The organism is Streptomyces sp. NPDC028314, assembly GCF_055565795.1.
The window spans coordinates 101,294-124,108 of sequence record NZ_JBVHTP010000014.1 but is presented as its reverse complement, the minus strand read 5'-3'; the positions used below and the strand labels follow the sequence as shown (position 1 = coordinate 124,108).

The window sequence follows — 22,815 nt, the reverse complement described above, 5'->3', positions numbered from 1 at the left end:
GGCGGTACCCCCAGCGGGGGTACCGCCCTCGGGCGTTCAGAACGTGGTGTCGAGGGTGCAGTCGAACGGGGGACGACGGCCGCGCCCGGTGCTTGGGACGGGGCCGCATCGGCAGGGTGAGTTTGGTTGACTCGGGGGCATGAGTGAGAGCAGCGCACCCTTCGTCAAGATCTGCGGGCTGAAGACCGCGCGCGACGTCGACGCGGCCGTCGAGGCCGGGGCCGATGCCGTCGGGTTCGTCTTCGCGCCCGGCAGCCCCCGCACGGTCGACGCCGCCCTCGCCCGTGAGCTCGCCGGGCGGGTGCCGGCGGGGATCCTCACGGTCGGGGTGTTCCGCGGGCAGCCGGTGGCGGAGGTCCGGCGGCTGACGGAGGAGAGCGGGGTGAGCTCCGTACAGCTGCACGGGGACGAGGGCCCCGAGTACTACGGGGAACTGCGCGCGGAGGGCCGTACGCTCATCCGCGCCACGGCCACCGCCGTCGCCGCCGTCGGGGAGTACGGCGAGGACCTGCTGCTGATCGACGCCCCCGATCCGGGCTCGGGCAAGCCGTGGAACTGGGCCTCGGCGGAGTTCACCGCGCCGCAGGGCCGCTGGCTGCTGGCGGGCGGGCTGATGCCGGGCAACGTGCGCGAGGCCGTGCTGACCACCGGGGCGTGGGGCGTGGACGTGTCCAGCGGGGTGGAGCGGGAGCGCGGGGTGAAGTCGCCGGAGCTGATCCGGGCCTTCATCGAGGCCGCGCGGGGCTGACCCCGGGTCCGGGCCCGGTCCTACGGTGCTTCGTGGAGCCGGGTGAGCAGGCCCATCAGCTGGCGCCGCTCGTCCGGGGTGAGGGGTGCCAGCAGTTCGGCGTTGGCCGCTTCGGCCAGGGCCGCGCAGCGGGCGAGCGCGGCCGCGCCCTCCGGGGTGATGGTGACGGCGTTCTTGCGGCGGTCGGCTGGGTCCGGGGTGCGCTCGACGAGGCCCGCCGCCTGGAGGTGGTTGAGGGCGCCGACCATGTCCTTGGGGTCGACGGCCAGTCGGCGGCCCAGGTCGGCCTGGGCGACGGGGCCGTATTCGGCGGTCGCGGCCAGCACCGCGTGGTGCATGAGCTTCAGCCCCTCCGCGTCGATCGCGTCGGCGACCAGGCCCCGGCCGCGCGCCGCGACGCGGCCGATGAGCCAGGTCGGCAGGGACTGGATGCGCTGGAGGGCTGGGGTCATGGGTCCAGCCTATCCAAAAATTCATTGGACTCTCCCACGATTCTCCCCTTATCGTTGGGGAACCCAATGAAATGGATCGGGAGGTCCTGTGCTGCGCATCCGCCATGAGGTCAACGGTGGGCCCGAGGTGCTGTTCGCCGAGGAGGCCGACCGGCCGCGAGCGGGGGCGGGCGAGCTGCTGGTCCGGGTCGAGGCGGTCGGGGTGACGCTGCCCACCGTGCGCAAGGTCCGGGAGGGCGGCGAGCCGGTCTCGTTCGGCGGCGAGATCGCCGGGGAGGTCGTCGCCACGGGGGCGGGGGTGACCGCCTTCGCCGTCGGAGAGCGGGTCACCGGGCTGTGTTTCGCCGACGCCTACGCCGAGTTCGCGGTCCTGGACGCCGCGATGGCTTCCCGGATCCCGGACGGCGCGAGCGCCGTGGAGGCGGTCGCGCTGGTCCGCAGCGGGCTGGTGGCGCGTGGCGTCTGTGAGGCCGCGCGCGTGGAGCCCGGCGAGTCGGTCCTGGTCACGGCGGCGGCCAGCGGCGTGGGCACCCTCGCGCTCCAGTACGCCAAGGCCTGCGGGGCGGGGCGCGTCGTCGCCGCCGTCGGCAGCGCCGCCAAGGCCGGGTTCGTCCGCGGCCTGGGCGCCGACGAGGTGGTCCTGTACGAGGACGCCGACTGGGGCGGCCCGTACGACGTGATCCTCGACGGTGTCGGCGGCGACCTGCTCGGCCCCGCCGTGCGCGCCCTGGCGACGGGCGGCCGGCTGGTGGCCTTCAGCTCCGGCGGCGGCACGGTGGAGGCGTACGAACTCCTGGTCCGCGGCGCCTCGATGATCGGCTTTCAGATGCGGGCCATCGCCGCCGGCAAGCCCGAACTGTACGACCGCTGGCTGCGCGAGCTCTGGCAGATGCGCGACGCGGGCACTCTGCGCACCGCCGTGCACGAGGTGATCCCCCTCGCCGAAGCCGCCCGGGCCCACGACGTGATCGAGCGGCGCCGCAACCTCGGCAAGGTCGTCCTCGCTCCCTGATCCGCGGAGGGCGGCCCCGGGCGGCTATCCCTAGCGACCGTTACAGATCTTGTGTTAGGTTCATTCTGTAGTGATCGTTAGAGAATCTTGGGGGGAGCAGTCATGGGCAAGACCGCACTGGTCACGGGCGGCAGCAGGGGAATCGGCCGGGCCGTCGCCGAGCGGCTCGCGGCCGACGGCGCCGAGGTCGTGCTGACGTACGCGAACGACGAGGCCGCGGCCCGCGAGACCGTGGAGCGGATCCGCAAGGACGGCGGCCGGGCCCACGCCCTGCGGGCGGAGCTCGGCCGGCACGGGGACGCGGCCGCGCTCTGGGCGGCGTACGACGGGCTGGAGCTCGGCGGAGTGGACATCCTCGTCAACAACGCCGGGATCGGGCTGGCGATTCCGCTCGGCTCGGTCACCGAGGAGGACTTCGACCGGGTCTTCGCGGTGAACGTGCGCGCACCGTTCTTCCTCGTCCAGGAGGGCCTCGGCAGGCTGCGCGACGGCGGCCGGATCATCAACGTCTCCAGCGGCGCCGCCCGCATCGCCATGCCGGACGCGATCGCGTACGGGCCCACGAAGGGGGCCCTCGACACCCTGACCCTGAACCTCGCCAAGGCGCTCGGCCCGCGCGGGATCACGGTCAACTCCGTCGCCCCCGGGATCGTCGACACCGACGTCAACGCCGACTGGCTGCGCGGCAACGCGGACGCGCAGGCGTACGCCGCGTCGATCGCGGCGCTCGGCCGGGTCGGCCGGCCCGAGGACATCGCCGACGTCGTGGGCTTCCTCGCCTCCGACGCGGCGCGCTGGGTCACGGGCCGGGTGGTGGACGCCACGGGCGGCGCGGCCCTGTAGACCGGGCCGATAGTCGCCATGTGGAGTCATGTGATTACTCTGAGCGAGAATCGAAGTGTGACTCGGGGCGGGATGGGCAGCCCACAAGCATGGACTCGGACAAGCTCGGATGGCTGCGGCGCCTGATGCGCCGCCTCGCTCCAGGGGACGGCGGCGGTGGCGTGGCGGTGTTCACGCCCCGCCGCGCCCCCGTCTTCACCGCCGACTTCACCTCGGAGGCCCAGTGGGTCGCCGGCCGCTCGTGGGCGTATCCCGACGGCGGCCCGGTCAACCCGGGCGACAACAAACTCGACCACCTCGTCACCGACCCCGCCTACAGCCGCGGCGGCGTCTTCCGGGCGACGCTGCGCCCCGACGGCAACTGGGACAGCGGGCTGCTCACCACCGAGGGCAGCGACGAGGGCTTCATGGTGCGCACCGGCGACGTGCTGGAGGCCCGGGTGAAACTGCCGGCGCAGCGCGGGGCCTGGCCGGCGATCTGGACCTGGCGGGACGGCGGTCAGGAGATCGACGTCTTCGAGTACCACCCCGACAACCCGGACCTGCTGGAGCTCTCGAACCACGTCCGCGAGGCGCACCGCTACCACCGCGACCCGTCGGTGCGGCCGGGCGGATGGGTCGACGTGAAGGTCGAGTTCGGGCGGAACTCGGTCGTCTGGTGGATCAACGGCGCACGCGTCTTCAGCGACGGAAGGGGCGTGGGCCGCGCCTGGCACGCGTACCTGATCGTCAACCTCTCGGTGTCGGCGGGCCGGTACCACCCGGCGCCGGAGCCGGGCGTGACGGAGATGTCGTACGAGGTCTCGCAACTGCGCGTGTACCGCCGCTAGGCGGGGCCGCGGGCGGGCCTCCTCCTAGCCGTTCCACGTCTTGAACGTGACGGCGGCGTCCCCTTCGCCCTCCCACCGGACGTCGATGTCCACCTGGTCGATCCGCCCGTACGAGGGCGGGACGATGCTCAGGTGGGACTGCTGCTCGCCCTCGCTCAGGCGGGCCTGGGTGCCGGGGAGGGCGGTGAGCCAGGCGTGGACATCGGACCGGGGCATGCGGAAGGTCCCGGTCCATGCCGTCGCGAAGGCGCTGCTGTCGATCTCCGTGCAGTCCTCGGCGCCCGTACCGGCCGGGAGCCGCCAGCCGATGCTCTTCAGGGCCTTCGCGCAGGGGGCCGGGCGGCTCTCGGTCTTGATCGGCTGGAAGAACTGGACGATCCAGACGAGCGGAGGCCCGACCACCAGGAGCGCGGCCGCGGCGATCAGCCACTTCGCCCACCGGGGCATCGGCCGGGAGGGGGCGGGGGGTTGCCAGGAGGCGCCCCATGCCGCTGCCCCCGGGTGCTGCCCCGCGTCCGCCGTGTCCGCCGTGTCCGCCAAGTCCCCCATGCCCGCCAGCCCCTCGAAGATTTGAATGTGTTCAAGATTCTCGCACGGCGGAGCGAGCCCTGGATCCACATCCGGGCCGACACCGGTTCCCTGAGGGGCTGGTGGCCGACTGTCAGACGCCCCCGAAGCCCGCGGTCTTCCCGTCCGCCTCGATGGACTCCACGCCCGGCATCGCGCGCAGGGCGACGACCTGGCCGGGGCTGAGCCGGGCGGCGAAGCCGTTCATGGCGTGGCGGAAGACGTGCACGGGGGTGGCCCCGACCCACCGCGCCACGGTGGCCGGGTCGACGTCCTTCCGTACGGTGACGATGTACGTGGGGTTGTCGACGGAGGCCGTGTGGGGCGCGGGTTCTGGCACGGCGGCGGTGGCCGCGGACAAGGGCAGGGCGGCGACGGCGGCCAGTACGGCGGCGGCCACGGGCAGGGCTCGGCTCAGACGGTTGCGCATGGGGGGAGGCCATCACGCGCGGCGGGGCCGGTCAACGACGCCCGCGGGTGTGGCGGGGGCACGGGGGAGCGCACCGGCCGTGCGCCCCCTGATACGGGTGCGGGCCGTACGGGTGATCTTGCCGGGGCGGTCACGGGCGGTGCGGTCCGGGGCGCGGCCTTGACGGCAGAGGAGGATTTTCCTTTCTGCGGTTTGTGGGACATGCCGTGTTGACGTACTCCCAGGCGATCGCCCACGCGAGGGGCGGTGGTTCAAGCGGCTTTGCCGTGGCACCGATGGAAGTGAGGGCCGCACCCGCGGAAGCACACGGTGTCGCGGGTGCGGCTCACCCACACCACACGTCCACTCCGTCAGGGAGTTCCTTCCATGCGCCTGCTCGCACGCCTGGCCACCGCCGCGCTCCTCACCGTCCCCACGGTCACGGCCGGAACGGCCTCCGCCGCCGCCCCGGAGCCGACGCCGGCGCCGCTGATGACGGCCGCCAACGCGGTGCCCGGCCAGTACATCGTGACCCTGGAGAAGGGTCAGGACGCGGCGAAGCTCGTGCAGCGGCTCGGCCTGAAGGCCTCGTTCGTCTACACCTCGGCGCTGAACGGCTTCGCGGTCCCGCTGACCCCGCTCCAGCTGACGCTCGTCCGCAACACCCTGGGGGTCAAGGCGGTCGAGGAGGACGCCGCGATCCAGTCCGTGCCGCAGCCGACCAGGACGCCGGGGCTGCGGGCGCCGTCCAATTCCTGGGGTCTGGACCGCATCGACCAGAAGAACCTGCCGCTCGACAACAACTTCACCGTCCAGGGCAACGGCGCCGGGGTGACCGCGTACATCCTCGACTCCGGCATCGACTTCGCGCACGACGAGTTCGGCGGACGCGCCAAGCCCGGCTTCGACGCCCTCAACGACGGGCGCAACGGCCAGGACTGCCATGGGCACGGCACGCACGTCGCGGGCACGGTCGCGGGCAGGACGTACGGGGTGGCGCGCAAGGCGAACCTGGTCAGCGTCCGCGTCCTCGGCTGTGACGGCAAGGGCACCTGGTCGGGGATCATCGCGGGCATGGACTGGGTGGCCAAGAACGCCAAGCAGCCGGCCGTCATGAACGGCTCCCTGGGCGGGGACAAGTCGGACGCGGTCAACAACGCCGCGACCGCGGTCTCCGACGCGGGTGTCCTGCCGGTCATCGCGGCGGGCAACTCCGCGAAGGACGCCTGCTTCATCTCACCCGCGTCCGCCGCGCGCGTGATCACCGTCGCCGCGTCCAACCAGTGGGACGAGGAGTCCGACTTCTCCAACTACGGCTCGTGCGTCTCCCTCTACGCACCTGGGCAGGCCATCGTCTCCGCGAAGCTCGGCGGCGGCAGCGTGGCCCTCGACGGGACGTCGATGGCCGCGCCGCACGTAGCCGGTGTGGTCGCCCTCTACAAGCAGGCACACCCGACCGCGGACCCGGGGGAGCTCAACGAGTTCCTGGACTCCGAGTCCACCAAGGACGTCCTGGCCAGCATCAGCAAGAGCAGCCCGAACACGCTGCTGTACACCGGCGGCATCTGACCCGGACCGGGTGACCGGTCCCCCGGCGGGCGCGCCAACTAGGCTGCGCCCAGGGGGGATCATGGACAACCACACATCCCAGGGCGCGCGGTGGCTGCCGCGGGCCCTGTTCGTCGTCGGCGTGGCGGTCGCCGCCGTGGCCGCGCTGTACCTCGTCCTGCTCGGGCACATGGCGTTCGTCGACTGGACCCGGGGCACGGGCCGGCTGCTGCTGTGCACCCCTGTCCTGGTGCTCGCCGCGTACGTGCTGCTGGCGCGCGGGCGCCGCGCCGCCAAGGGCGCGCTGGTCTGGTGCCTCGCCGCGGGCCTCGCACTGGCCGCGCTGTGGCCCGCCTGGCAGGCGTACGAGTCGATGCGCGGCCCGCAGGCGTACGTGTGGACCTGGTGGCAGCGGGAGAAGCCGGAGTCGGCCCGGCCGATCGGAGCCTGGCTGCGCCCGTCGTCGGGGCTCGTACGGGTCCGTGCGGACGGCCTGTACCTCTACGACAGCGGAGGCCGCTCGGGCGGAGGCCTGGGCCCGAGCGAGGGCGTCACCTTCTGCGCCGTGAGCCGGACCATCCCCGAAGGCATCGGGCTGGTCGCCGGCTCGCGGACCCCGGACGGGTGCGGGGCGCAGGTGCTGGCCGTGGACCTGAAGGACGGCGAGAAGCTGTGGGCCAAGGACCGCCCGGCGGCGCCGGGCCGGGACACGGACGAGGTGCCCGTGGCCGCGGTGGGCGATACGGCCGTCGCCGTGACGGACGGCGCCCTCCTCGGACTGGACCTGCGCGGGGGTGACGAACGCTGGCGGGTGCCGGTACCGGCCGGCTGCCGGGTCCGCGCGCTCGACGGAGCCGCCGACCGGGTGCTGTACGTCGAGGACTGCCGCGGGGGCGGCTCGGCGCGGCTCATCGCGCTGGACGCGCGGACCGGCACCCCGGCCTGGCAGAGCCCGCTGCGCACCGCGGGACCGTCGGCGCAGGTGCGGATGCTCTCGGCGCAGCCGGTCGTCCTGCGCGCCGGGGGCTCGGTGCTGCTGTTCGACGATGCCGGGCGCGAGCGGGGTGCGGTGCCGGTGGCCGGGCCGCAGGAGGACCTGACCGCGGAGCCCGCACCGGTGGTGAGCGGCGACCTGCTGATCACCCCGGTGAAGGGCAGGGTCCCGGGGGTCTCCGCGTACTCCGTGCTGGACGGTAAGCGCGTCTGGCACGCGGAGCTCGACGGCGCGACGGTCCTCGGGCTCGTGCGGGGCCGGGACCCGGGCGGGGTCGACGTGGTGACGTCGACCGCTGCGCGGACGCACCTGTGGCACCTGGACGGGACCACGGGCAGGCCGAAGGCCGAGCCGACGATCCTGCGCGAGGTCCCGCTGGGCAGGCGGTTCGAGATCTACCCGCAGGGCCCCGAGGGCTACACGTTCGTGAACCTGGACCCGGCCGGCGAACTGCCCTCGTACGTGGCCCTGGCGCGGGTCAGAGGCTGGTGACGAACGCCGCCCAGGCGGCGCCCCGGAAGGTGAGGTGAGGGCCGTCCGGGACCTTGGAGTCCCGGACGGGCACCAGGTCGGGGTGCCCGTCGGCCACTTCGAGGCAGTCGCCGCCGTCACCACCGCTGTGGGTGGACTTCCGCCAGGTGGCCATCTCCAGGCAGTTGCCGCCGTCGCCGGCGCTGTAGCTGGATTTGTGCCACGTGGCCGCTGACAGGTCGTACTCAGGCGTGCTGGTCATGTTCGTAATCCTCCGCCACCGACTCGATCATGGCCAGGGACTTGCGCGGTGACAGCGCGTTGGCCGTGAGGAGATCGTAGGTCAGGGTGTGGTGCGCAACCGTGGCCGGATCATCGAACAGCTGGCCTGTGCCCATGCCTTGGACGTAGGAGAGCGGGGGAGCGTCCTCGAAGGACATCTGCTTGAGGGGGCCCAGCAAACCCGCATGCATACCCGCGCTGAACGGCAGCACCTGCACGATGATCCGGTGCGACCGGATCAGCGCCGCGATGTGGCGCAGCGCCTCCGCCAGTACCGTCGGATCCTCCCCCGCTCGGCGAAGGACGGCCTCGTCCAGGACACACCAAAACAGCGGGGTTGTTGGATCATTGAGCAGCGCGGCCCGAGCCAGCCGATTCGCGACCAGCTCGTCGATGGTCTCCTCCGTGGCTGTCGGCTGGTACGCGCGGAAGACCTCGCGCGCATAGGCCTCCGTCTGGAGCAGGCCCGGGATGATCAGCGGCGCGTACTCGCGGATGGCCTTCGCCAGACCTTCGGCTTCCGCCGCGTCTGCGATGTGGTCCGGGTACTTGGACTTGGCCGCCGCCCCGCAGTTGCGGGTGAAGAACCCGCCCGTGTCGAGGATCTCGTCCAGTTGCCGCGCGAATTCGAGGTGCATGCGCCGCGTGCCCGCTTCGAGCTGGCCGATGAACGAGCCGCTGACGAAGAGGGGTTCGCCCAGTTCGGCCTGGCTGAGTCCGGCGCGTTCGCGGGCGACGCGGAGTTCGGCGCCGAGGAGGGCGCGTGGAGAGGCGGAGGGGTCGAGGTTCTTGCCTGCCATGGCAACTCCCTGGCCAACAGGTGGGGTTGTTTCGGGTCCGTCCTTGAAAGGCTAGCGAGCGCGTCGCCACTCTGTGTGAAGAAGCTGGATACGCAGAGTAGAAAGGTGACATGTCATGGTCCTCACTCCACAGGAGCGCATGCAGGCGGCCGAAGAAGCCGTCCAGCAGCTGAGGGAGTCCCTGGCCGGGGTCGGGGTGCTGTTCCCCTCGCTCGACGTGGAGCGGGTCTCGGCCGCCGGTACGTACGGCCTGCCCCTCGTGGACCTGGGCCGCTGCAACCTGGACACCGCCCTTCGCCTGGCCGCCGTGCTCCACGAGCGGGCGGCGGGCGCGTGAGCGGGGCGGTCGACGCGGCCGAGTTCGCCTTCGAGCTCGGCTGGCGGCTGCGCGGCCTGGAGACCGCGCTTGCGCCGCGCGGGGCCTCCGGGCCGACGGCCGGGAGCCCGCAGCAGCCGCCTCCGCCGCCCGGGTGGCTGCGGTTCACGCTGGTGCACTGCCCGGTCGAGGGGTATCCGGGCTACGACGATCCGCGCTACGAGGGGCTCCGGGCGGACCCGCCGCAGGGGTGTGCGGTCGAGGACCTCGGCGGGTGCCTCGGGCTGCGGTGCGAGCGGCCGGGCGGGCGGCTGCTGGACGCGGTCGCGGAGCTGTGCGCGGAGGTCCGTACCCGGTACGGGCTGCTGATGACCGGCCTCGGCATCGACCGGCTGTGGGAGTGGGCCGAGGACGGTACGGACGGCTGGGGGGCCGAGATCGTCGGGCAGCTGCTGCTGATGGCGGCCGAGCGGGGACCGAAGCTCGGCTACGGAGTGGACGACCTGGCCCGCTTCCTTCGGGAGGCCGCCGTCCTCCCTGCGACACAAAGGGGATGAATCATCGTCATGTGTGACAAATCACATCACCCTCCTTAGTCTCTGGTCCGGCACCGAGTGAATGGACCATCAGATGAGACGACGGCTTTCGGCGATCACCGCGGCCGGTGTGGCCGCGATCCTCGCGCTGGGATGCGGCACCGCCGCTGCCGGGACGGGGAATCCGGACGGCGGCAACGGCAACGCGCAGTGCGCACCGGGCGTGCCCGTGGGGCCGGAAGGGGAGAAGTTCTACGATCCCCCGTCTCCGCTGCCCGAGGGTGAGCACGGCGACCTGATCTGGGCCCGGCGGGTGAACGCGCCCGACGGGGCGCGGGCCTGCCGGATCCTGTACCTCTCGACCCTCCAGTCCGGTACCCCGGTCGCCGTCTCGGGGATCGTGGCCTGGCCCGACGCGCCCGCGCCGCGCAACGGCCGCAACGTGGTGGCCTGGGCCCACGGAACGGTGGGCGGGCCGCGCATGTGCGCGCCTTCGGCGGTGCCGAACCCGGCCGTCGACCTGGTCGACTACTTCACGTACGAGAGCCCGTTCGGCATCGACGTGGGCGTCCCGGCGCTGACGGAGTTCCTCGGCTCCGGCGACGTCGTGGTCGGTACCGACTACCAGGGCCTGGGCACGCCCGGCGTGCACCAGTACGTCGTCGGCGCGACGGAGTCGAACAACGTCCTGGACTCCGTCCGGGCGGCGCGCCAGATCACCGACACCCACGCGAACAACAAGACCGCGGTGCTCGGCTGGTCCCAGGGCGGCGGCGCGGCGCTGTTCGTCGGCCAGAACGTCCGCTCGTACGCCCCCGAGACCCAGCTGGTCGGCGTCGCGGGACTGGCGCCGGCGGCCGACCTCGGACCGCAGTTCGAGGGCCTGGTGCCGCCCGGTCCGACGGACGCCACCGCCCCGTCGCACACGGCGGCGCTGCGGGTCAACGTCTACCGGGGCTTCCTGGCGGCGTACCCGGAGCTGAAGGCGACCGACGTGCTGAAGCCGGCCGGGCTGGAGGCGCTCCAGGGCGACGGGGTGGCGTGCATCGAGCACTTCTCCGACGTCATCCAGAACAACGTGGGCAACGTCGGGCAGCTCGACACGCTGTTCAAGCCGGTGCTGGAGGTGCCGCGCGCCTGGTACCAGCGCTTCCACGAGAACACCCAGGGGTACGTCACCACGGTGGCGCCGGTGCTCGTGATGCAGGGGACGGCGGACACCGTCATCAACCCGAACTCGACCACCCAGTACGTGCGCCGGGCCTGCCAGTTCAGCCAGCCCGTGCAGTACACGACGTACCAGGGCGCGACGCACCAGACGATCCCGGTCGTCGCCGAGCAGCAGTACCTGGGCTGGATCGCGGACCGCTTCGCGGGCCGTCCGGCGCCGTCCAACTGCTGACCTGAGGAGCGGACCGCTCCCGGCCGGTGCGCCCGCCGGCCGGGAGCGGTCGTGCGTGCGGGGTCAGCTGCCGACGGGGACCGGGGCCGCGGTGTCGGTTCCGGTTCCGGTTCCGGTTCCGGTCGCCGGGGCGGCGGCGGGGGCCGTCTGCTCGCCGGGGCCGGGGCCGGTGTTCAGGTCGGTCAGCATCTGCCGGGTGAAGCCGAAGAAGTACGTGGCGACGAAGCCGGTCAGGTAGCCGACCGCCAGCCCGCCCGCGTAGATCGCGATGGTGGCCCCCATCCCGGACTTGCCGTCGAGCAGCGGGAACAGGGCCCAGCCCGAGGGGCCGATGGCGGTGGAACCGAAGGCCACGCCCAGCTGGTTGAAGAGGCCGACGAAGGCCCCGCCCGCCGCGCCGCCCACGCAGGCGGTGACGAAGGGGCGGCCCAGCGGCAGGGAGACCCCGTAGATCAGGGGTTCGCCGACGCCCAGGAAACCGGCCGGGAGCGCGGACTTGATGGTCGTACGGATGGACGGGTTGCGCGGGAGGCGGTAGTAGACCGCGATGGCCGCGCCGACCTGGCCCGCGCCCGCCATGGCGAGGATGGGCAGCAGGACGGTGTAGCCGGACTCCTGGATGAGCGTGGTGTGGATCGGGATCAGGGCCTGGTGCAGGCCCAGCATCACCAGCGGGAGGAAGAGCCCGCCGAGGACGAGGCCCGCGAAGGCGCCGCCGGTGGCGAGGAGCCAGTTGGCGAAGGAGCCGATGGCGGTGGAGACCTCACCGGCGAGGAACATCAGGCCGAAGAGGGTGACCAGGCCCGAGACCAGCACGGTGAGCGTGGGCGTGACCAGGACGTCCAGGGTCTCCGGGACCCACTTGCGGCACCACCTCTCCACCTGCACGGCGAGCAGTGCGGCGGCGAGCGCGCCCAGCACACCGCCCTGGCCGGGGGAGAGCTGCTGGCCGAAGGCGTCGATCTTGGCGACGCCCGGGAAGACGATGATCGCGGCCACGGCGCCGCCGAGGACCGGCGTACCGCCGAACTCCTTGGCCGTGTTGTAGCCGACGAACACCGCGATCAGGGACATGAACCCGGACGCGATGGCGGCGAGCGCGGGGACGACCGCCGGCAGCCAGCCCAGGTTCGTCAGGAGGCCGTTGAGGCCCGCGATGATGCCGCAGCCGATCAGCGCGGGGATCAGCGGGACGAAGATGTTCGCGATGCGGCGCAGGAACAGCTTGAAGGGCGTGGCGTTCCGGGCCTTGCGGGCCTCCTTCATCGCCGCGCCCTGGGCGGCGAGTCCGTCCGCGGTGACGGCGGGGGTCTGTGGAGTTGCCGAGCGGGCTTCCGCGACGAGCGCCTCGAACTCCGGGGTCACCCGGGCGACGGCGCCCGGACCCAGCACGATCTGGTAGGTGTCGTCCTCGACGACGCCCAGCACGGCGGGGACGGCCTTGAGCGCCTCGTCCTGGACGAGCGAGCGGTCGCGCAGGCCGATGCGCAGGCGCGTCATGCAGTGCGCGATGGAGGTGATGTTGTCCGGGCCGCCGACCAGAGGAAGGATCGCGGCGGCTGTGGCGCGGTTCTTGTCCGTGGGCATGGTGGGGTTCGCCTTGCTGCTCGGGGTCAGCGGGTGGGGGACTGCGGGGTGGTCCGGGTCCCGGGCTGGCTTGCGGCCTGGCTTGCGGGCTCGCTTCCGGTCCGGGCCAGGGCGGCTCGGAGGTGGCCCTGGGCGGCGGAGAGCAGGCCGGCCGCGGTGGGGCCGTCGACTCCGCCGAGGATGACGAGGATCGCGTTCTTGACCTCGCCGTCGGTGGCGGTCAGCGCGGCCTCGATCTCCGCGTCGGGCGCGCCGGTGGCCAGCGCGACGATGCGGCGGGAGCGGGCGCGCAGCTTCTCGTTCGAGGCGCGCACGTCGACCATGAGGTTCCCGTACGTCTTCCCGAGGCGGATCATCGTCACCGTCGAGATGAGGTTCAGTACGAGCTTCTGCGCGGTGCCCGCCTTGAGGCGGGTGGAGCCGGTGAGGAGCTCGGGCCCGACGACCACCTCGATGCCGTGCTCGGCGGCGGCGGCGAGCGCGGAGCCGGCGTTGCAGGACAGCCCCAAGGTGAGCGCGCCCCGGGTACGGGCGAACTCGACGGCGCCGATCGCGTACGGGGTGCGGCCGGAGGCGGAGATGCCGATCACGGTGTCGTCGGCGGTCAGGGCGAGGGCGGTCAGGTCCGCCGCGGCCAGCTCCGCGGAGTCCTCGGCGCCCTCGACGGCCTGGACCATGGCGGAGGGGCCGCCCGCGATCAGGCCGATGACCTCGGAGGGGTCGGTGTTGAAGGTCGGCGGGCACTCGCTGGCGTCCAGCACGCCGAGCCGCCCGGCCGTGCCGGCGCCCGCGTAGACGAGCCGGCCGCCACGGGCCATGCGTACGGCGATCCCGTCCACGGCGGCGGCGATCCGCTCCAGCTGCCCGGCGACGGCGGCCGGGACGGTGGCGTCCTCGGCGTTCATGATGCGGGCGATCTCAAGGGTGGACAGCCGGTCGATCCCGGCCAGCTCGGGGCGGAACGCCTCCGTGGTCAAGGAGTCGAGCTGGGCGCGGAGTTCGGCGTGGGCGGTCATGGGCGGGGCTCCTCCTGGCGCGTGGAGCGCTTGCTGGTGGGGGCGGTGGCGGAGTGCCGGGGCGCGAGCGCCTCGTAGGAGGCGGCCAGGGCGGGCGCGGCGGTCTCGTACGTCCGCTGCGCGACGCCGACGAACAGGCAGTCGACGACGAGCAGCTGGCTGGTCCGGCTGGACATGGCCGCCGGGCGCAGCCGGCTCTCGCGGGCGGCGGAGGTGGCCAGCACGTGGTCGGCGTAGTGGGCGACGGGGGCGTTCGGGCGGCCGGTGACGGCGATGGTCGTCGCGCCGCGCTCGAAGGCACGGCGCAGCGGCTCGATCACGTCGCCGGTGGTCCCGGAGTGGGTGACGGCGACGGCCACGTCGCCGGGGCGGAGCTGGACGGCGTTGGTGACGGCGAGGTGGGGGTCGGTGTGGGCGTGGGCGATGAGGCCGATCCGCAGCAGTTTCTGGGCGAGGTCCTGGCCGACGAGGGACGACGCGCCGACGCCGTAGACGTCGATGCGGCGGGCCGTGGCGAGGGCGTCGACGGCGGCGGCCAGCTGGCCGAGGTCGAGGCCCGCGGCGGTGTCGGCGAGGGTCTGGGCCTCCTCGTGGGCCAGCTTCGCGACCACCTCCGCGAGGGGGTCGTCGACGGCTATGTCCACGGTGACGGCGGGGGCCGCGCCGGACTCCTGCTGGGCGGCGAGGGCGGCGAGCGCCAGGCGCAGGTCGCGGTAGCCGGGGTAGCCGAGGAGGCGGGCGGTGCGGACGACGGTGGCCTCGCTGGTGCCGGTGTGGGCGGCGAGTGCGGAGACGGTGAGCCTGGCGCAGCCGGCGGGGTCGGAGGCGACGGCTTCGGCGACGGCCTGCATGGAGCGGGTCATGGAGGGGCCGAGGCTGCGGACGCGGGCGCGGAGGGCGGCGGGGGCCGGGGCGGGGGGCGCGTCGAGTGCCGGGTCGAGTGCCGGGTCGGCGGGGGTGAAAGTTTCTTTCGCTGACTTGCTCACGGCTGAAATCTATTTTCAGGGGTGGGGGGTGGTCAAGACGCCATAAGGCATCGGCGCGAGGGGACTTGGGGGCCGGGGAAAGAGGCCCTTCGTCTCGGGCACCCCACGGGTTCACAATGGGGCCATGGACCACGCGACCCCCCTGGAGCAGGCGCTGCACGCCGCCCGTGCCCTTGTACTCGCCGATCTCGTCGCGGGCGAGGTCGCCGAGGCCGATGTCGTCTCCCTCGTGGAGGACTCGGTCACGCACCGCCGCTGGTGGGTGGAGCAGTGGCCCGAGGGGGTCGACTACCTCGCCGGACTCGTCGCCCAGGACGTGCAGGACGCGCTGCTGGAGAAGTACGGGCGCTGGCCGCTGTGCCCGGTGTGCGCGCACGGCGACCCGCACGCGCTGGACGTCGACCCGGAACTCGGCCCCGATCCGCACTGGGTGTGCTCGGAGGCGGGCGTCAGGGTGGCGGCCGTCGGCGGGCTCGGCCCCGTCTTCGGCCGGCGGTGAGGCGCCGGTGACGGTGTACATCGACCCGCCGACCTGGCCGGGGCACGGCCGGATGTGGTCGCACCTGGTCAGCGACGTCTCGTACGAGGAGCTGCACGCCTTCGCGGCGGGCATCGGGTGCCCGCCGCGGGCGTTCGAGCGGGACCACTACGACGTGCCGTCGCACCGCTACGCGGACGCGGTGGGGGCAGGGGCGGTGGAGGTCGGCAGCAAGGAGCTCGTCCGGCGGCTGACGGAGGCGGGCCTGCGGAGGCCGAAGGGGCGGGCCGCGCCGTAGTCGGTGCCCTGGCCGGTGTCTGGCCGGGCGGTGGTCGGGGCTGGGTGTGTCCCTGCCGGACCGGGTTGGTTTGCCGCGCGGCGGCGTGCCGTTTCGTCTGCGGCGCCGTTGCTTCCGGCCCCGGGCTGCGCCCGGGTTCGCCTCAAGCGCCGGCGGGGCTGGGGTGGTGGGCCGGTCGGGCACCATCCAGCCTCGCCGGCGATTGAGGCGCGGGGGTCTGGGGCGGAGCCCCAGGGGGCCCGGCGGAGCCGGGGTCGCTTGCGCGGCGGCGGCGCGGACGAAGCCGGTCCGGGCGGGCTGCTTCAGCCCCGCCGGCGATTGAGGCGCGGGGGTTCGGGGGGCGGCCCCCGGCAGTGGTGTCGCGCCGGGGCGGCGTCAGCGGGGGGTGAGGGTGGTCGTCGCGTGGGTCGGGGAGTGGGTGATGACGCGGGACGCGTGCGGCGGGGTGCGGCGGTCCAGCCGGAGGGCCATCGCGGTGAGGCCGATCGCGGTGAGCGTCATCGCCGCGCCCGCCCAGGCGGTGGCGGAGAAGCCGAGTCCGGCGTCGATGACGGTGCCGCCGAGCCACGGCCCACCGGTGTTGCCGAGGTTGAACGCCGCCGTGGTGGTGGCTCCGGCCAGGGTGGGGGCGGCGCCGCCGATGTTGAACATCCGGGCGTTCAGCGCCGGGGCGGTGAAGAAGGCCGAGACGCCGAGCAGGAACGACAGCGCGACGGCCGCCACCGGGACGGGGGCCAGCAGGGCCAGCGCCGTCAGGAAGACGGTCGAGGCGGTGATGCCCCAGATCATCACGCCGAACAGGTGCGCGTCCGCGACCCGCCCGCCGATGGTGGTGCCGACCAGCGCGCCCACCCCGAAGAGGCCCAGGATCCACGGCACCCAGCCGGAGTCCAGCCCGGCCACGTCCGTGAGCAGCGGTGACAGGTAGCTGAACGCGCAGAAGACGCCGCCCGCGGCGAGCGCGGTGATGCCGATGGACAGCCACACCTGCCGGTCGCGGTAGATCCGCAGCTCCCGTCCGATCTGCGGCCGCCGGTCGGGCAGCGGGATCTTCGGGATCAGCGCCAGGATGCCGACGAGGGCGACGGCGGAGGCCGCGCCGACCGACCAGAACGCGGAGCGCCAGCCGAGGTGCTCGCCGAGGAAGGCGCCGGCGGGGACGCCGAGGACGTTGGCGATGGAGAGGCCGCCGATCATCACGGCCATCGCGCGGGCCCGCTGGTCCTTGTCGACCATGGCGATCGCGACGGCGGCGCCGACGGCCCAGAAGCCCGCGCAGGCGAGGGCCGAGACGACGCGGGAGGCGAAGAGCAGCTCGTACGAGGGCGCCAGCGCGCCCGCGACCTGCCCGAGGCCGAAGAGGCTGATGAGGGAGACGAGGGTGGTGCGGCGCGGGAGGCGCAGGGTGGCCACGGCCAGCAGTGGCGCCCCGACGACCATGCCGATCGCGAAGGCGGATATGAGCAGGCCCGCCCGGGGGATCGTGACGCCCATGTCCTCGGCGATGGGTGGGAGGAGCCCGGAGAGCATGAATTCGCTGGTCCCGAGGGCGAAGACGGACAGGCCGAGGACGTAGACGGCGACGGGCATGCGGGATCGTGCGGAGTCTGCGGGCATGCCAGTCACAAACCACCGCGAACGTGATCTCATTCCCCGGCGTCGGTGAGCGCGACCAGCTCGGCGGCGAGGTTGCGGCGCGCGCGGGCCTCCCAGTGCGTGGTGCCGTACGGGGTGCGGAAGAGCCGGGGCAGGCCGAGGAGCTGGCTCAGGACGGCGGCGCGGCCCGCGCGGAAGGCGTCGTCCGGGACGAACCCGTACTCGGCGCGTACGGCGGCGGTGTAGGCGGCGTACGCGTCCGGGGTCCCGGCGAGCACGGCGAGGTCGGCGTCGCAGAGGGCCTCGCCGTTGGTGTCGCCCGGGGCCGGGTCGTGGGTGACGGTCAGCCGGACGAGGCGGGCCACCTCGGCGGTGAGGGCGGGTTCCAGGCCGAGCTCGGGCAGGGCGCGCTCGGCGAGGGCGGCGCTGCGCTCCTCGTTCTCGGAGCGGTCCGGGCGGTAGACGGCGTCGTGGAACCAGGCCGCGAGCTGCACGGCGGCGGGGTCCTGCGCGTGCGGCGCGAGGACGTCGATGCGCGCGAGTACGTCGGTCAGGTGCGCGGTGGTGTGGTAGCGGCGCTGGGGTTCCGCCCAGGCGGCCAGGAGGCGGTCGGCGTAGGGGGCGGGGTCGGTGCCCGGTGCGGCGCCCGCGGCGGTGAGGGTCGCCCGCCAGCGGGCGTGGAGCTGGGTGGGGCCGGGCTGCGTGTCGGGTGTCATGCGCACATTGTGGGGGTGGCGTGATTGTGCTGGTGGAGCGTGGGCGGAGGCCCGTACCCTGGATATTGGACTAGACCTATTTTCCATACGGGTCATACGAGCAGCTTTCCGAAGGATGGGATCGAATGAGCAACCGTGCGCTCCTGGAGGTGATCGCCCTCGACGCCGAGGACGCGGTCGCGGCCCAGGCCGGTGGAGCGGACCGACTCGAGCTGGTCACCGACATGGCCGCCGACGGTCTCACCCCGCCGCGCGAGACCTTCGCGGCGATCCGGGCGGCGGTCGACATCCCGCTGCGCGTGATGATCCGGCGTACGGACGGCTTCGCCGCCGGGCAGGTCGACCTCCTCGTCGCGCAGGCACGGGCGCTGCGGGCCGAAGGGGCGCAGGAGTTCGTCCTGGGCTTCCTGAACCCGGACGGCAGCCCCGACCTGGCCGCCGTCGAGGCGGTCGTGGCGGAGCTGGACGGCTGCCGCTGGACCTTCCACCGGGCCATCGACCGCGCGGCCGACCGGGACCAGCTGCGCAAGGCCCTCGACGGCCTGCCCGGGCTGGACACGTACCTGACCGCGGGCTCGGCGGCGGGCGTCGACGAGGGCCTGCCGGTGCTGCTGGCGGAGGCGGCGCGCAGCGGCGAGCCGGGGTACGCGGCGCGGATCCTGGTCGGCGGCGGCCTGACCCTGTCCCACCTGCCGGCGCTGCGGGAGGCGGGCATCGACGCCTTCCACATCGGCGGCGCGGCCCGTCCCTCCGGCTGGCACCGCCCGGTCTCGGCGGCGGCGGTGGCGGACTGGCGGGCGGCGCTGTCCTAGGCCGCGCCGGCCCGGGCGCGGCCGGGCTCCGGGGTCGGCGGGGCGGGCGCGGGCCGCTCCGGGGTCGGCGGGGCGGGTGCGGCCGGCCCCGGGGCCGGCGCCGGGGGCGTCAGGCCAGGGCCGTCGGCAGCGGGGCGGCGTGCACCAGCCGCAGGCCCGAGACCGCTCGGGTCAGGCAGACGTACAGCCGCCGCAGGCCCGTGCGCTCGTCCGGCTCACCGGCGACGACGGCCCCCGGCTCGTCCAGGACCACGTAGTCGTACTCCAGGCCCTTCGCCAGCGACGCCGGCACCAGCGTCAGCCTGGACTCGGCCGTCGTCTCCTCGCCCGGCTCCAGGTAGGGCAGGTCCGCCGCCCGCAGGGCCTCGGCGAGTTCCGGGATCCGGGCGTCGGCCGCGATCAGCCCGATCGACCCCTCGTACGCGAGGGAGTCCCGGCAGGCGGCCAGGACCGACGCCGTGAGGTCCGCGGACTCCTCGATCGCCAGCGACCCGGGGGTCTCGCGCACCGAGGACACCGGCGCCAGCCCCGGGGAGATGGCCGGCAGCAGGCGTGACGCGTACGCGATGACCTCGCGCGGCACGCGGAAGCCCGCGGTCAGCTCCTCCAGCACCGCCTCCGGCTTGCCCAGGTGGGCCAGCGCCTCGTCCCAGCTCCGCGTCGCCCACGGGGTGGTGCCCTGGGCCAGGTCCCCGAGCACCGTGGCGGAGCCCGTCGTGCAGCGCCGCCCGACCGCCCGGTACTGCATCGGGGACAGGTCCTGGGCCTCGTCGAGGACGACGTGGCCGAGCGAATGCGTGCGCTCCACCAGGTCGGTCGCCTCGTCGATCAGCACCAGGTCGGCCGCCGACCACTTCGCGGACTTCACGCTCCGGGCCGGCTTCGCCCACAGCAGCAGCTTCTGCTCCTCCTCCGAGAGGACGCCCGCCGCGTGCTCCGCCAGGAACTCCGGGTCGGACAGCAGGCGCAGCACCAGCTTCGCCGGCTCCACCAGCGGCCAGACCGCCTTCACCGCCGCCTTGACGGCCGCGTTCCGCGCCACCGCGTCCTGGACCCGGTCGTCGGGGGCCTCGCCCGCCTGCTCCATCCGGACGAGGACGGCGTGCGCGATCCGCTGCGGGAGCGCGTCGCGGGCGGCGCCGTAGCGGATCTCGCGGTTCTGGAGCTCCTCGACGATCTCGGTCAGCTCGTACGCGGGCACCCGCCACCGGCGTGAACCGCGGACCACCATCAGCGGTTCGGTGGGGAGGGTGACGTGCGAGTGGACCGCGCGGCGCAGCACCTGCGCCATCCGGGCGTCGCCCTTGACCACGGCGGCTGCGGCCGCGTCGGTGCCGCGTACCTCCAGGCCGTCGCGGGCCACCAGGTCGTCGACGGTGGCCTGCTTCACCTCCAGCTCGCCCAGCGCGGGCAGCACCTGCTCGATGTAGTGGAGGAAGGACCGGTTCGGCCCGATGACCAGCGTGCCGGTGCGGGCGAGGCGGTCGCGGTGCGCGTAGAGGAGGTACGCGACACGGTGCAGGCCGACGGCCGTCTTCCCGGTGCCGGGGCCGCCCTGCACGCAGACCGAGCCGGACAGGCCGGAGCGGACGAGCTTGTCCTGGTCAGGCTGGATCGTCGCGACGATGTCCCGCATGGGGCCGACGCGCGGGCGCTCGATCTCCTGCTGGAGCAGCTTGCTGACGGCGGCCGCCTCGGCGGGGTCGGAGAGGTGCTCGTCCTCGTACGCGGTCAGTTCCCCGGCCGTGTAGCCGAAGCGGCGGCGCAGCGCGATGTCCTGCGGGTCGGCCTTGGAGGCGCGGTAGAACGGCTGGGAGACGGGGGCGCGCCAGTCGATCACCATCGGGTCGCCGTCGGCGTCGTGGACGTGCCGGCGGCCGATGTAGAACTGCTCGCCCTCCGCGCCCTCGGCGAGTTCGGCGCCGGGGGCGTGCAGGTAGTTGAGGCGGCCGAAGAAGAGGGGGGTGTGGGCGAGGTCGGCGAGGGCCCTGATGCGGTCGTCGATCTGGGCCTGGAGGACGATCGCGTTGACCCAGTTCGCGGTGACGTCGCGGATGTCGAGGGACTCGACGTCCTCGCGCATCGCGCGGAGCGCGGAACGGGAGGCGGTGAGGTGCGCCTGTTCGCGGGCGAGGGGGTTGGCCGCGGCCTCGGCGGCGGCCTCGGCCTCGGCCTCGGCGGTGTCGGCCTCGGCGGTGTCGGTATCGGTGTCGGTATCGGTGAGAGCGGCGGACTCGGGGGCGTGCGCGGGCACGGGACTGCCTCCAGCTGCTGATCTGCGGGGATCGGTACGGACAGATGCCCGCCGGTTTCCGTCCGGCGGGCGGCTCTCCCCGGTGCGGCGGGAGGCGGCAAGAGCGGAGATTCTAGCCAGCGGCCGGGTGGCGCGCGAATGGATTTGACGGGCCGTGGGTTCCCCGGGACCAGGACCTCCGTACCGGTGGGTCATACCTGGGAGTGTCAGACCTCGGGCAGAGACCCTAGGGGGTGCCATGGGCCGGGAGGAGGACGCGGGGGCCTCGGGGATTCCGTCCGGAGGGCGATGTGCTGACCGGGGCGAAAACGGACGATGGATACATGAGCACCGCAACCTTCACCCCGGTCCAGGGCGCCGCCGTCAGCGGAGCCACCGCCACCTCCTCCGATTCCCGTCCGCGCCTGCGCGTCGGCGGAGTCCTGCGCGCCGCGCGGGTCTTCGCGGCGACCGCCGTGAGCGTCGTCGTCCTGGGCGAATACGCCGAGGACGCGGGCGTCATACGCCGCTGACCCGGGCGGGCTCCGGCCCGGGTTCGGGCCCTGGTCCGGCTGGTCCGGGCCCTGGGTTCCGCCGGTCACGGCCCCGGTCCGGGCGGGTTCTGGTCCTGGTTCCGCCGGGTCCCCGGCCCTGGTCCGGGCGGGTCATGGCCCTGGTCCCGCCGGTACCGGTCCTGGTCCCGCCGGGTCCCGGCCCTGGTTCCGCCGGTTCCGGCCCTGGTTCCGCCGGGTCCCGGCCTTGGTCCCGGTGGTTCTGGTCCTGGTTTGGGCGGGTTCCGGTCCTGGTTCCCGCCGGGTCCCCGGTCCTGGTCCGGTCGGGTTCCGGCCTTGGTCCCGGTGGGTTGCGGCCCCGGTCCCGGAGGGTTCCGTACGGCGGCCACGGCTCGCCCGTGCCGCCGCCGTGGCCTGATCCCGGCGAGGGCCGACGCTGATCCACTAGGGTCCGCTTCGTGACCCGGAGCCCCGACCCCGCCCGCTCGTCGTCGTCCCTCGTCGGCGTGCTGGCCACGGGCTCGCTGCTCGCGCTGGGTGTGCTCTGCATCGCCTGGCGCATCCCGATGGCCGACGCCCTCGTGCACGGTTTCTCCGCCGCCGAGTGGCGCCCGCCCGCCGCTTATCCGCCGTTCGCGGCGATCCTGTTCACGCCGGCCGCTTGGCTGCCGACCGGCGTGCTGAAGGCCGTGCTCGTCCTCGGCAGTGCGGCCCTGCTGGCCCTGCTGGTCGTGCTGTCCTGCCGTCTCGCGGGACTCGGCGCGCGGCCGGGGCCCGTGCTCGCCGCGACCATCGCGGGGCTGTGGCTGGAGCCGCTGTTCCAGCCCCCGCTGCCCGGGCAGATCAACCTCGCGCTGGCCTGCCTCGCCGTCTGGGACCTGGGCCGGCCCCGGGCCGCACTCGGCCGGGGATTCGCGCTGGGCACCGCCGCCGGCATCACCTTGACCCCGGCGCTCTTCATCCCCCACCTGCTGCTGACCGGCCGGATCCGCACCGGCCTGACGGCCCTGGCCGCCTTCGCCGGGACGGGCCTGCTGGGCCTGCTCGTCCTTCCGCAGGCCTCCGCCGACTTCTGGGCCCGCCACCTGCCCGCCACCGGCCGGGCCCTCCTGCTGGACTGGCCGCACCTGTGGGTCTGGTGCGTGCCCCTGGTGGCGTACGCGGCCCGCGCGGCCCGGGGCAGGCCCCCGGCCGGGCCCGGCCGGGTGCCCGCCCAGAGGTCACCCGGCGCGGAGCCGGCCGGCTCCGCCGACCGCCCGCAGGCCCGGTACCGGGCCCGGGCCCGGGATCAAGGCCGGGCCCGGGGTCGTGAGCAGCAGCGGGCGGCGGCGTGGCAGGGGGTGCTGAGCCGGGATCCGTGAGGGCGGCCGG

25 protein-coding genes are annotated in these 22,815 nt (G+C 73.9%); 14 read left to right on the top strand and 11 right to left on the bottom strand.

The window, feature by feature from the left end; all coding sequences use genetic code 11:
• Window positions 1–139 precede the first annotated feature (139 nt).
• Window positions 140–748: a phosphoribosylanthranilate isomerase gene (locus ACZ4TG_RS29145; RefSeq protein ID WP_468167986.1), complete on the top strand. Its 609-nt coding sequence runs from the start codon at window positions 140–142 to the stop codon at window positions 746–748.
• 20 nt (window positions 749–768) lie between these two features.
• Here the strand turns inward: ACZ4TG_RS29145 and ACZ4TG_RS29140 are convergent, their stop codons facing one another.
• Entirely contained in the window at window positions 769–1,200 is a 432-nt protein-coding gene (locus ACZ4TG_RS29140) for a MarR family winged helix-turn-helix transcriptional regulator (RefSeq protein ID WP_468167983.1), read from the bottom strand.
• An 88-nt stretch (window positions 1,201–1,288) separates the two neighbouring features.
• On the opposite strand from ACZ4TG_RS29140, the gene ACZ4TG_RS29135 reads away from it, so the two are divergent.
• The 3 genes from ACZ4TG_RS29135 (at window position 1,289) to ACZ4TG_RS29125 (ending at window position 3,885) form a co-directional block, all read left to right on the top strand.
• Window positions 1,289–2,212: a quinone oxidoreductase family protein gene (locus ACZ4TG_RS29135; protein ID WP_468167980.1), complete on the top strand. Its 924-nt coding sequence runs from the start codon at window positions 1,289–1,291 to the stop codon at window positions 2,210–2,212.
• 102 nt (window positions 2,213–2,314) lie between these two features.
• Window positions 2,315–3,055, top strand: coding sequence for an SDR family oxidoreductase (locus tag ACZ4TG_RS29130; RefSeq protein ID WP_468167977.1), 741 nt, complete (start codon window positions 2,315–2,317; stop codon window positions 3,053–3,055).
• A 125-nt stretch (window positions 3,056–3,180) separates the two neighbouring features.
• The gene (locus ACZ4TG_RS29125; protein WP_468168300.1) at window positions 3,181–3,885 is read left to right on the top strand and encodes a beta-glucanase; all 705 of its coding nucleotides are present in this window, start codon (window positions 3,181–3,183) and stop codon (window positions 3,883–3,885) included.
• Between the two features lie 24 nt (window positions 3,886–3,909).
• On the opposite strand, the gene ACZ4TG_RS29120 is transcribed toward ACZ4TG_RS29125, so the two are convergent.
• Together ACZ4TG_RS29120 and ACZ4TG_RS29115 are read right to left on the bottom strand one after the other, a co-directional pair.
• Window positions 3,910–4,434 carry a hypothetical protein gene (locus ACZ4TG_RS29120; RefSeq protein ID WP_468167974.1) on the bottom strand — a complete coding sequence of 175 codons (525 nt, stop codon included), beginning with the start codon at window positions 4,432–4,434 and terminating at the stop codon, window positions 3,910–3,912.
• A gap of 112 nt (window positions 4,435–4,546) precedes the next feature.
• The gene (locus ACZ4TG_RS29115) at window positions 4,547–4,882 is read right to left on the bottom strand and encodes a protease inhibitor I9 family protein (protein ID WP_468167971.1); all 336 of its coding nucleotides are present in this window, start codon (window positions 4,880–4,882) and stop codon (window positions 4,547–4,549) included.
• 366 nt (window positions 4,883–5,248) lie between these two features.
• On the opposite strand from ACZ4TG_RS29115, the gene ACZ4TG_RS29110 reads away from it, so the two are divergent.
• Complete coding sequence (locus ACZ4TG_RS29110) at window positions 5,249–6,430, top strand: S8 family peptidase (RefSeq protein WP_468167968.1); 1,182 nt, start codon at window positions 5,249–5,251, stop codon at window positions 6,428–6,430.
• 61 nt (window positions 6,431–6,491) lie between these two features.
• On the top strand, window positions 6,492–7,895 hold the full coding sequence (locus tag ACZ4TG_RS29105) for an outer membrane protein assembly factor BamB family protein (RefSeq protein ID WP_468167965.1): 1,404 nt from the start codon (window positions 6,492–6,494) through the stop codon (window positions 7,893–7,895).
• Here ACZ4TG_RS29105 and ACZ4TG_RS29100 read toward each other — a convergent pair.
• Together ACZ4TG_RS29100 and ACZ4TG_RS29095 are read right to left on the bottom strand one after the other, a co-directional pair.
• On the bottom strand, window positions 7,882–8,136 hold the full coding sequence (locus ACZ4TG_RS29100) for a DUF397 domain-containing protein (protein WP_468167963.1): 255 nt from the start codon (window positions 8,134–8,136) through the stop codon (window positions 7,882–7,884). The two genes, ACZ4TG_RS29105 and ACZ4TG_RS29100, sit on opposite strands and share 14 nt — an antisense overlap.
• Complete coding sequence (locus ACZ4TG_RS29095) at window positions 8,120–8,956, bottom strand: helix-turn-helix domain-containing protein (RefSeq protein ID WP_468167960.1); 837 nt, start codon at window positions 8,954–8,956, stop codon at window positions 8,120–8,122. The genes ACZ4TG_RS29100 and ACZ4TG_RS29095 overlap by 17 nt, the downstream gene beginning before the upstream one ends.
• 115 nt (window positions 8,957–9,071) lie before the next feature.
• Here ACZ4TG_RS29095 and ACZ4TG_RS29090 point away from each other — a divergent pair, with 115 nt between their 5' ends.
• The 3 genes from ACZ4TG_RS29090 (at window position 9,072) to ACZ4TG_RS29080 (ending at window position 11,210) form a co-directional block, all read left to right on the top strand.
• A complete protein-coding gene (locus tag ACZ4TG_RS29090) occupies window positions 9,072–9,293 on the top strand; it encodes a hypothetical protein (RefSeq protein WP_468167957.1) in 222 nt (73 codons plus the stop codon).
• Window positions 9,290–9,829, top strand: a complete 540-nt coding sequence (locus ACZ4TG_RS29085; RefSeq protein WP_468167954.1) for a hypothetical protein — start codon at window positions 9,290–9,292, stop codon at window positions 9,827–9,829. The genes ACZ4TG_RS29090 and ACZ4TG_RS29085 overlap by 4 nt, the downstream gene beginning before the upstream one ends.
• A gap of 73 nt (window positions 9,830–9,902) precedes the next feature.
• A complete protein-coding gene (locus ACZ4TG_RS29080) occupies window positions 9,903–11,210 on the top strand; it encodes a lipase family protein (RefSeq protein WP_468167951.1) in 1,308 nt (435 codons plus the stop codon).
• Between the two features lie 63 nt (window positions 11,211–11,273).
• Here ACZ4TG_RS29080 and ACZ4TG_RS29075 read toward each other — a convergent pair whose 3' ends face one another.
• The 3 genes from ACZ4TG_RS29075 to ACZ4TG_RS29065 are packed head-to-tail and all read right to left on the bottom strand — an operon-like array spanning window position 11,274 to window position 14,799.
• Window positions 11,274–12,797 carry a PTS transporter subunit EIIC gene (locus tag ACZ4TG_RS29075; protein WP_468167948.1) on the bottom strand — a complete coding sequence of 508 codons (1,524 nt, stop codon included), beginning with the start codon at window positions 12,795–12,797 and terminating at the stop codon, window positions 11,274–11,276.
• Between the two features lie 26 nt (window positions 12,798–12,823).
• A complete protein-coding gene (gene murQ / locus ACZ4TG_RS29070) occupies window positions 12,824–13,813 on the bottom strand; it encodes an N-acetylmuramic acid 6-phosphate etherase (protein ID WP_468167945.1) in 990 nt (329 codons plus the stop codon).
• Window positions 13,810–14,799 carry a MurR/RpiR family transcriptional regulator gene (locus tag ACZ4TG_RS29065; RefSeq protein ID WP_468167942.1) on the bottom strand — a complete coding sequence of 330 codons (990 nt, stop codon included), beginning with the start codon at window positions 14,797–14,799 and terminating at the stop codon, window positions 13,810–13,812. The genes murQ and ACZ4TG_RS29065 overlap by 4 nt, the downstream gene beginning before the upstream one ends.
• A gap of 124 nt (window positions 14,800–14,923) precedes the next feature.
• Between ACZ4TG_RS29065 and ACZ4TG_RS29060 the strand changes: the two genes are divergently transcribed.
• Both ACZ4TG_RS29060 and ACZ4TG_RS29055 read left to right on the top strand, forming a co-directional pair.
• Complete coding sequence (locus ACZ4TG_RS29060; protein ID WP_468167939.1) at window positions 14,924–15,298, top strand: hypothetical protein; 375 nt, start codon at window positions 14,924–14,926, stop codon at window positions 15,296–15,298.
• A gap of 7 nt (window positions 15,299–15,305) precedes the next feature.
• A complete protein-coding gene (locus tag ACZ4TG_RS29055) occupies window positions 15,306–15,575 on the top strand; it encodes a DUF4031 domain-containing protein (RefSeq protein ID WP_468167936.1) in 270 nt (89 codons plus the stop codon).
• A 375-nt stretch (window positions 15,576–15,950) separates the two neighbouring features.
• On the opposite strand, the gene ACZ4TG_RS29050 is transcribed toward ACZ4TG_RS29055, so the two are convergent.
• Both ACZ4TG_RS29050 and ACZ4TG_RS29045 read right to left on the bottom strand, forming a co-directional pair.
• Window positions 15,951–17,165 carry a Cmx/CmrA family chloramphenicol efflux MFS transporter gene (locus ACZ4TG_RS29050; protein WP_468167935.1) on the bottom strand — a complete coding sequence of 405 codons (1,215 nt, stop codon included), beginning with the start codon at window positions 17,163–17,165 and terminating at the stop codon, window positions 15,951–15,953.
• Window positions 17,166–17,221: 56 nt separating this feature from the next.
• Window positions 17,222–17,887, bottom strand: a complete 666-nt coding sequence (locus ACZ4TG_RS29045) for an HD domain-containing protein (RefSeq protein WP_468167934.1) — start codon at window positions 17,885–17,887, stop codon at window positions 17,222–17,224.
• A 125-nt stretch (window positions 17,888–18,012) separates the two neighbouring features.
• Between ACZ4TG_RS29045 and ACZ4TG_RS29040 the strand changes: the two genes are divergently transcribed.
• Complete coding sequence (locus ACZ4TG_RS29040) at window positions 18,013–18,699, top strand: copper homeostasis protein CutC (protein ID WP_468167932.1); 687 nt, start codon at window positions 18,013–18,015, stop codon at window positions 18,697–18,699.
• A gap of 109 nt (window positions 18,700–18,808) precedes the next feature.
• Here the strand turns inward: ACZ4TG_RS29040 and ACZ4TG_RS29035 are convergent, their stop codons facing one another.
• Entirely contained in the window at window positions 18,809–20,782 is a 1,974-nt protein-coding gene (locus ACZ4TG_RS29035) for a HelD family protein (RefSeq protein WP_468168297.1), read from the bottom strand.
• 494 nt (window positions 20,783–21,276) lie between these two features.
• On the opposite strand from ACZ4TG_RS29035, the gene ACZ4TG_RS29030 reads away from it, so the two are divergent.
• The gene (locus ACZ4TG_RS29030) at window positions 21,277–21,465 is read left to right on the top strand and encodes a hypothetical protein (protein WP_468167930.1); all 189 of its coding nucleotides are present in this window, start codon (window positions 21,277–21,279) and stop codon (window positions 21,463–21,465) included.
• Window positions 21,466–21,902: 437 nt separating this feature from the next.
• Window positions 21,903–22,805, top strand: coding sequence for a glycosyltransferase family 87 protein (locus tag ACZ4TG_RS29025; RefSeq protein ID WP_468167928.1), 903 nt, complete (start codon window positions 21,903–21,905; stop codon window positions 22,803–22,805).
• Window positions 22,806–22,815: the final 10 nt, after the last annotated feature.

Excerpts from the sequence above, each read along its gene's own strand:
- ACZ4TG_RS29075 (WP_468167948.1), bottom strand. The coding sequence starts at position 12,797 with ATGCCCACGGACAAGAACCGCGCCACAGCCGCCGCGATCCTTCCTCTG.
- ACZ4TG_RS29035 (WP_468168297.1), bottom strand. The coding sequence starts at position 20,782 with ATGCGCGAGGACGTCGAGTCCCTCGACATCCGCGACGTCACCGCGAAC.
- ACZ4TG_RS29090 (WP_468167957.1), top strand. The coding sequence starts at position 9,072 with ATGGTCCTCACTCCACAGGAGCGCATGCAGGCGGCCGAAGAAGCCGTC.
- murQ (WP_468167945.1), bottom strand. The coding sequence starts at position 13,813 with ATGACCGCCCACGCCGAACTCCGCGCCCAGCTCGACTCCTTGACCACG.
- ACZ4TG_RS29140 (WP_468167983.1), bottom strand. The coding sequence starts at position 1,200 with ATGACCCCAGCCCTCCAGCGCATCCAGTCCCTGCCGACCTGGCTCATC.
- ACZ4TG_RS29080 (WP_468167951.1), top strand. The coding sequence starts at position 9,903 with ATGAGACGACGGCTTTCGGCGATCACCGCGGCCGGTGTGGCCGCGATC.
- ACZ4TG_RS29110 (WP_468167968.1), top strand. The coding sequence starts at position 5,249 with ATGCGCCTGCTCGCACGCCTGGCCACCGCCGCGCTCCTCACCGTCCCC.
- ACZ4TG_RS29115 (WP_468167971.1), bottom strand. The coding sequence starts at position 4,882 with ATGCGCAACCGTCTGAGCCGAGCCCTGCCCGTGGCCGCCGCCGTACTG.
- ACZ4TG_RS29060 (WP_468167939.1), top strand. The coding sequence starts at position 14,924 with ATGGACCACGCGACCCCCCTGGAGCAGGCGCTGCACGCCGCCCGTGCC.
- ACZ4TG_RS29105 (WP_468167965.1), top strand. The coding sequence starts at position 6,492 with ATGGACAACCACACATCCCAGGGCGCGCGGTGGCTGCCGCGGGCCCTG.
- ACZ4TG_RS29050 (WP_468167935.1), bottom strand. The coding sequence starts at position 17,165 with ATGCCCGTCGCCGTCTACGTCCTCGGCCTGTCCGTCTTCGCCCTCGGG.
- ACZ4TG_RS29145 (WP_468167986.1), top strand. The coding sequence starts at position 140 with ATGAGTGAGAGCAGCGCACCCTTCGTCAAGATCTGCGGGCTGAAGACC.
- ACZ4TG_RS29100 (WP_468167963.1), bottom strand. The coding sequence starts at position 8,136 with ATGACCAGCACGCCTGAGTACGACCTGTCAGCGGCCACGTGGCACAAA.
- ACZ4TG_RS29040 (WP_468167932.1), top strand. The coding sequence starts at position 18,013 with ATGAGCAACCGTGCGCTCCTGGAGGTGATCGCCCTCGACGCCGAGGAC.
- ACZ4TG_RS29045 (WP_468167934.1), bottom strand. The coding sequence starts at position 17,887 with ATGACACCCGACACGCAGCCCGGCCCCACCCAGCTCCACGCCCGCTGG.
- ACZ4TG_RS29120 (WP_468167974.1), bottom strand. The coding sequence starts at position 4,434 with ATGGGGGACTTGGCGGACACGGCGGACACGGCGGACGCGGGGCAGCAC.
- ACZ4TG_RS29030 (WP_468167930.1), top strand. The coding sequence starts at position 21,277 with ATGAGCACCGCAACCTTCACCCCGGTCCAGGGCGCCGCCGTCAGCGGA.
- ACZ4TG_RS29130 (WP_468167977.1), top strand. The coding sequence starts at position 2,315 with ATGGGCAAGACCGCACTGGTCACGGGCGGCAGCAGGGGAATCGGCCGG.
- ACZ4TG_RS29125 (WP_468168300.1), top strand. The coding sequence starts at position 3,181 with ATGCGCCGCCTCGCTCCAGGGGACGGCGGCGGTGGCGTGGCGGTGTTC.
- ACZ4TG_RS29095 (WP_468167960.1), bottom strand. The coding sequence starts at position 8,956 with ATGGCAGGCAAGAACCTCGACCCCTCCGCCTCTCCACGCGCCCTCCTC.